This window comes from Microcystis sp. LEGE 08355 (genome assembly GCF_015207185.1).
GTDB classification, from domain to species: Bacteria; Cyanobacteriota; Cyanobacteriia; order Cyanobacteriales; family Microcystaceae; genus Microcystis; species Microcystis panniformis.
The window spans coordinates 1-5871 of sequence record NZ_JADEXI010000287.1; the positions used below are offsets into that span (position 1 = coordinate 1).

The 5871-nt window shown below is 41.5% G+C and carries 5 protein-coding genes and 1 pseudogene; 4 read left to right on the top strand and 2 right to left on the bottom strand.

What is annotated here, in order from left to right:
- The first annotated feature begins 241 nt into the window (after positions 1-241).
- Complete coding sequence (locus tag IQ242_RS14805; RefSeq protein ID WP_193960482.1) at positions 242-397, top strand: hypothetical protein; 156 nt, start codon at positions 242-244, stop codon at positions 395-397.
- Between the two features lie 392 nt (positions 398-789).
- Here the strand turns inward: IQ242_RS14805 and IQ242_RS14810 are convergent, their stop codons facing one another.
- Complete coding sequence (locus tag IQ242_RS14810; RefSeq protein WP_228021012.1) at positions 790-1758, bottom strand: endonuclease/exonuclease/phosphatase family protein; 969 nt, start codon at positions 1756-1758, stop codon at positions 790-792.
- Positions 1759-2330: 572 nt separating this feature from the next.
- On the opposite strand from IQ242_RS14810, the gene IQ242_RS14815 reads away from it, so the two are divergent.
- The 3 genes from IQ242_RS14815 to IQ242_RS14825 all read left to right on the top strand — a co-directional run bounded on the left by IQ242_RS14815 (position 2331) and on the right by IQ242_RS14825 (position 4765).
- The gene (locus IQ242_RS14815) at positions 2331-2609 is read left to right on the top strand and encodes a type II toxin-antitoxin system RelE/ParE family toxin (RefSeq protein ID WP_193960484.1); all 279 of its coding nucleotides are present in this window, start codon (positions 2331-2333) and stop codon (positions 2607-2609) included.
- Between the two features lie 46 nt (positions 2610-2655).
- Complete coding sequence (locus tag IQ242_RS14820) at positions 2656-2967, top strand: HigA family addiction module antitoxin (protein WP_193960485.1); 312 nt, start codon at positions 2656-2658, stop codon at positions 2965-2967.
- Between the two features lie 364 nt (positions 2968-3331).
- Positions 3332-4765 (top strand): folate/biopterin family MFS transporter, encoded by a 1434-nt coding sequence (locus tag IQ242_RS14825; protein WP_193960486.1) that lies wholly within the window; start codon positions 3332-3334, stop codon positions 4763-4765.
- 42 nt (positions 4766-4807) lie between these two features.
- Here IQ242_RS14825 and IQ242_RS14830 read toward each other — a convergent pair.
- A pseudogene (locus IQ242_RS14830) lies at positions 4808-5545 on the bottom strand (IS1 family transposase).
- Positions 5546-5871: the final 326 nt, after the last annotated feature.

Here is a 5871-nt window from a genome sequence, read left to right on the forward strand (position 1 = left end):
CATCTGATAAGTTTTGATAATCCATAATTTTGCTAATAAACATAGCAAAATTATAGATGATTTCCTGACCTAAGATCACATTTTATTCTTTTTTCAACTTCAATCTAAAAATCGAGAAAAAAGCAAAAACCTCCATTATACCATAAAAAAATTATGCAAGAGGTCTATAGATGATCTATCCCCAATTAAGTGCTAATCTGGCAGAGGATATTAGATTACCTAGACTTATCAACTTCAATGAATGAGTAAGGTGCGTTCCCCAAAATCGATCGGCGCAGTAGTAGGACTGACCTTAGGGAACGCACCCTACGGCTACGGCTACGGCAATAGCGATCGCACTACGAGAGCAGCAATTATTGTAGGTTGGGTTGACGCCAGGAAACCCAACCAAGAGTAACCTTTGGGGTGGTTGGGTTTCGCTTAAACAAGCGAATTGAGCCATTTTCGACCCAGTATTGTTGCGCTCAACCCAACCTACCAGATCAGCGATCGCACTAAATCCTTATCTGGCAAGAGATTTAATTGATTAGTTCGCTCTAGATCAAAAACAATTAACAAAAATCGCCAAATGTCTTTCTCTATAAGAGTTTCATTCCTTATAACCCTGTACGTTGCATAACACAAACCGAAGTAACCTTTGGGGTGGTTGGGTTTCGCTTAAACAAGCGAATTGAGCCATTTTCGACCCAGTATTGTTGCGCTCAACCCAACCTACCAGATCAGCGATCGCAATACGGCAATAGCGACCGCATTGCTGTTGCGATCGCTATGAACCTGAGCTAAAACAAGCTACATCACGCGTAGTTTTGCAATCACTGGACGATGATCAGATACACCTGAAGGCAGTGTGATGACCTGATCAACCCTGACATTTTGGCTGACGAAAATGTGGTCAATGGGAATTTTTAGAGCTTGTTTCCAATGATCGAGATAGGATAGCGATCGCGCTTCGTCAGTATAAAACCAGGTTGGATTTAGTCCATGCCCTAGATTGACACTGCGTAATCCTGAGTTAATGATAAAGTTGCGAAAATAAATCGACCAGGAGGTGAGGTTAAAGTCACCCATTATTACGGTAGTGATTGACTGCTGTGCTGCATAGGCTGCCAGGGCCACCATCGCCTGGTTACGATTGATAAAGTTAGGCATGGATATAGGGGCAAGGGGATGGGCAACAACAACCCGAATGGGGTGTCCTGTCACATTAACGCTTGCGAATAGGCTATGGTGGCGGGTTCCCAAGTTATCAGTCGTTGCTTCTGTAATAGGATAGCGGCTAAATAAACTCAGTCCGCCTCCCGTTGCGCGGTAATAGTAAGGATAAAGATCCTGCACATTGTCTAGTAGCTCTGCTGCCTGCTCCTTGAACGGTTCAACTAACCCGAATACATCTACGGGATTTGCCCGAACCAGGTCAGTCACGGCACTGGTCTCCCATAGTTGGTAGTTGACGTTGTAGGTCATTACAGTCAATGGGAAACCACCAGTTCTAGCATCTCGCAACCTCGGAACATACCAGGTACCAATTGTGCTGGCATAAAACCCCAGTCCGACAGCTAACGTGATCATCAATTTCCAGCGCGAAGGGCGGAACCTGGGTAAAAACAGAGCCAACAGCAAGATCAAAGTCAAGCCCGCAAACCAAAGATAGCCTGTCCCCAAAATCTCAAAAAACCATAGCTTATACCATACTCCAGGGGTGAAGCTGATTAGCAACAGGCTAAGTGCCATCGACCACAGCAAAATACTGGTCAGCATAACATCTATTGAAAATCCAATGACTTTGTCACCGGGGACTAACCAGATATTATACGAAAACTTTCCACACATCACCCCCAATACACATTTTAAAAAAAATCTTTCCCTATATTACTCTTAAATAGAGCGATCGCAAGAAAATTTCCCGACAACATGACAATGAGCCTGTTATGCCGATTAGCACATTTTTTTATGAACCCTCCACCACTACCAGAGCAGCGATCATACTAAGGTAAGAAATAGATGATCTATCCCCAATTAAGTGCTAATCTGGCAGAGGATATTAGATTACCTAGACTTATCAACTTCAATGAATGAGTAAGGTGCGTTCCCCAAAATCGATCGGTGCAGTAGTAGGACTGACCTTAGGGAACGCACCCTAGGGCTATAGCGATCGCACTAGAACCCCTTTTGCTTTCATAGTAGTTTGAGCCTTGACATTTGTAACCTTCCACATTACAGTGGAGTTGTAACCTACAAAGTTACAAAAAATATATTTATGTATAAAATCAAACTGTCATTAAACTGTTATAGACCAAGATTTAATATGAAATATAGGAGAAATCCATTGAATGATACAAACTTTTAGAGATAAGGCATTAGAAAGATTATTAAAAGAAGGTAATGCAAAAGGTATACCCAAAGATTTAGAAAAAAGAATAAGGAGAAGACTTGAAGTGATAGATTCTGCAACAGCTATAGATGACCTTAGAATACCGGGTTATGATTTACACCAGCTTAAAGGGGATAGAAGAGAAACTTGGTCAATAAAGGTATCAGGTAACTGGCGTATTACTTTCACATTTATCAATAATGATGCCTACGATTTAAACCTTGAAGATTATCACTGACTATAACGAAAAACAAAGAGTTTTGATTCAAGCAGGAAAATAATTTATGAAAGACTTACAAGACATTATTAATGGGAGGCAAATAAGACCAGTACATCCTGGAGAGGTCATTTCAGATGTGCTTGAAGATATTGAAATGACTCAAACAACCTTTGCTGAGCTTCTCGGTGTGTCTCGGCGCACTGTTAATGAAATTATTCAAGGTCGAAGACCAATCACGGTAGATATGGCAATTCGTATTGGGCAAACCTTAGGGAATGGTCCTCAACTTTGGCTCAACCTTCAGCAAAAGGTTGACATCTGGGATGCGATACAAAAGCATAAGGAAGAATATAAAAAATTGCCAACGATAGCATAACGGGATACATCTATCCTGGCTTGCTAGTTAAGTTTAAATTGTGATATGAACTCTTACCTGTCGAGATAAGAGTTCATATAGCATTCTGCTGAAGATTTGACAGATAAGCATTTTTTCCAGAATCTTTCCCTATATTACTCTCAAATAGAGCGATCGCAAAAAACTTTCTTGATAAAATGACAAGGAGCCTGTTATGCCGATTGGGAATAGGGAAGTGGGGAGCAGGGGAAATTCCACTAAAACCCTAAAACCCAATACCCAACTGCCAAAACCTAAAGCTCAACAGCCAAACCCTAACAGCTAACGCACCGATCGAGCGCTCAATCATTATTATAGAGACAGTAACAAATATTTATGAAACTTCATGCTTATTAATCGCCTTGGCATCGATCGCGGGAAAAAATTCCTTAAAGAGACTATCTTGTTCGGAAATGACCCTAATCCCGAATTAATTGGCATTTTAGGGGTTTATTTCGTGCAGGGCATTCTCGGACTCTCCCGATTAGCGGTTAGCTTTTTTTTAAAAGACGATTTGGCCTTGAGTCCCTCCCAGATGGGGGCATTAATCGGAGTGGCGGCGATTCCTTGGGTGATTAAACCAGCTTTTGGATTTCTTTCGGATGGTTTGCCTATTTTCGGCTATCGTCGTCGGCCTTACCTAATTTTATCGGGAATTCTCGGGGTTTTAGCTTGGTTGGCCCTAGCCACCGTGGTGGAGAATGCTTGGCAAGCGACGGCGGCGATTCTGCTTGGTTCCCTTTCTGTCACCATTAGTGATGTCATCGTCGATTCTTTGGTAGTAGAAAGGGCCCGCAGAGAGTCCTTCACTCAATCCGGTTCTCTACAGTCCTTAACTTGGGGAATATCGGCCCTAGGCGGCTTAATTACGGCTTATCTGGGGGGTTGGTTACTCGCACACCTCGGTACTCGTCCCGTCTTCGCTCTCACGGCTATTTTTCCCCTGATTGCCTCAGCCATGGCGTTTTTAATTACAGAGGAAAAAGTCAAGAATAATAATGCACAATCCACGCCGAAAGTCAAGGAGCAAATCGGGCAATTATGGTCAGCAATTAGACAAAAATCAATTTTATTACCCACTGCCTTTATTTTTCTCTGGCAGGCTACCCCTAGCGCCGATTCTGCCTTTTTCTACTTCACCACCAACGAGTTAGGATTTGAACCGGAATTTTTAGGACGAGTGCGCTTAGTCACCAGTTTAGCCTCGATCCTGGGCATCTGGGTATATCAACGGTTTTTAAAAGCGATTTCCTTTCGTTTAATTTTGGGTTGGAGTACGGTGATTTCTGCGCTTTTAGGGATGACTACCCTAATCTTAGTTACCCATACTAATCGAGCGCTCGGTATTGACGATCATTGGTTTAGTTTGGGGGATAGTCTCATCCTCACCGTCATGGGACAAATTGCCTTTTTACCCGTCTTAATTTTATCAGCGCGTCTTTGTCCCGTGGGCATTGAAGCATCTCTATTCGCTTTATTAATGTCCATCTGGAATATGTCAGGATTAGTTTCCCAAGAAATCGGCGCTTTATTAACCCATTGGTTGGGAGTCACCGAAACTAATTTTGATAACCTTTGGTTATTGGTAGTGATTACTAATCTCTCCACTCTCCTACCTTTACCCCTAATTAAATGGCTACCTTCTACGGATCCCCAATCTCAGGAAGTCAAGAAAACTTTTCCCCCCGCAGAAGTCTTTGAACATCATGTTACTGGTTCTTTAGCCGAACCAGGTTTTATTCCCGAACTTGTCCCCGAATTAATCGACACAAGAGATTGACAGTCCAGAAAACGGTGGTGATTCGGTAGTAGTGATGGCGGCTTAATCCTTTGCCAGCTGTGCATTGTAGTCATGGATAAAATACCAAACAGCCCCAACGTGATTCTCCATTTTTTTAGAGAAAGATAGACTCTCTCTCACCAGCCGAGAAATCCTTTGTCGAAAGGTATTATTTAATCTTTCAATATGATTAGTTTGACCAGTTTCTTTCCCAACTGGTCGATGACGTTTACTGGGAATTACTGTCTTATATGACTCCCAAAAGTCTGTGTAAGCAACTGCACATTGTCGGTAAACGCCTGGTAAACTAGCCCAAAGTTTTTTGGCTGATTGACGACTCCTATCTCCCAAATAGCAACCAATAATTTCTCTTGTATTTCTATCAATTGCCAGCCAAATATAGACTTTTATCGTCTTAGAAAAAACCAAAGACCACATTTCATCACATTCTCTAACCAATTTACCTTTTGGTTTGTCCGAAACCTTTATTTGACGGGGAACAGCCGCCAGTTTATTGTTGACATAATTTTGTAACCATGACCAACTTACCCCTGTTACTCTAGCAATTCCTCGTCAGGAAATTCGTTCGAGCAGGAGTTTATCAATTAATTGTTTGGTTTCGTCAGAGACGGTTTTATTAGTGGGATTGATCACAAACGGTTGACCGCAATCTTTACACTGACGTTTCGGCTTGCCATTATGTGTAGAACCGTTTTTGATGGTATGATAAGAACCACATTTAGGACAACAAGATGTTGAAGTTTGTGAATCTTTTGTCAGAAGACAATGTTCTAAATCTTCATCGTAATTTAACCAAAGTTTAATTATCCAAGAGAAGATATTGATAAAAATAGCAATCATAAAAAGCAAATCCCCAACATTTATCAAGCAATTATTTTTATTAGTAAATATTCTACACGACTCAGTCCAGATAAGCAAGATGGCTTACCACTACTACCGAATCACTACCTTCTTTTCTTGCTCGATTTTTTTCTCTAATTTTTTCAAGTCTGATTCTTGTCTAGCTTGACTTTCAACTAGCAACCATCTTTGTTCTATTCCCCCATAGTTAGAGCTTGTTTCCCGCCAGGAATAACCCGGTATTT

What these genes read in the sequence shown, in the direction of transcription:
- IQ242_RS14805 (WP_193960482.1), top strand. Translation starts at nt 242, where the DNA reads ATGAGTAAGGTGCGTTCCCCAAAATCGATCGGCGCAGTAGTAGGACTG.
- IQ242_RS14810 (WP_228021012.1), bottom strand. Translation starts at nt 1,758, where the DNA reads ATGCTGACCAGTATTTTGCTGTGGTCGATGGCACTTAGCCTGTTGCTA.
- IQ242_RS14815 (WP_193960484.1), top strand. Translation starts at nt 2,331, where the DNA reads ATGATACAAACTTTTAGAGATAAGGCATTAGAAAGATTATTAAAAGAA.
- IQ242_RS14820 (WP_193960485.1), top strand. Translation starts at nt 2,656, where the DNA reads ATGAAAGACTTACAAGACATTATTAATGGGAGGCAAATAAGACCAGTA.
- IQ242_RS14825 (WP_193960486.1), top strand. Translation starts at nt 3,332, where the DNA reads ATGCTTATTAATCGCCTTGGCATCGATCGCGGGAAAAAATTCCTTAAA.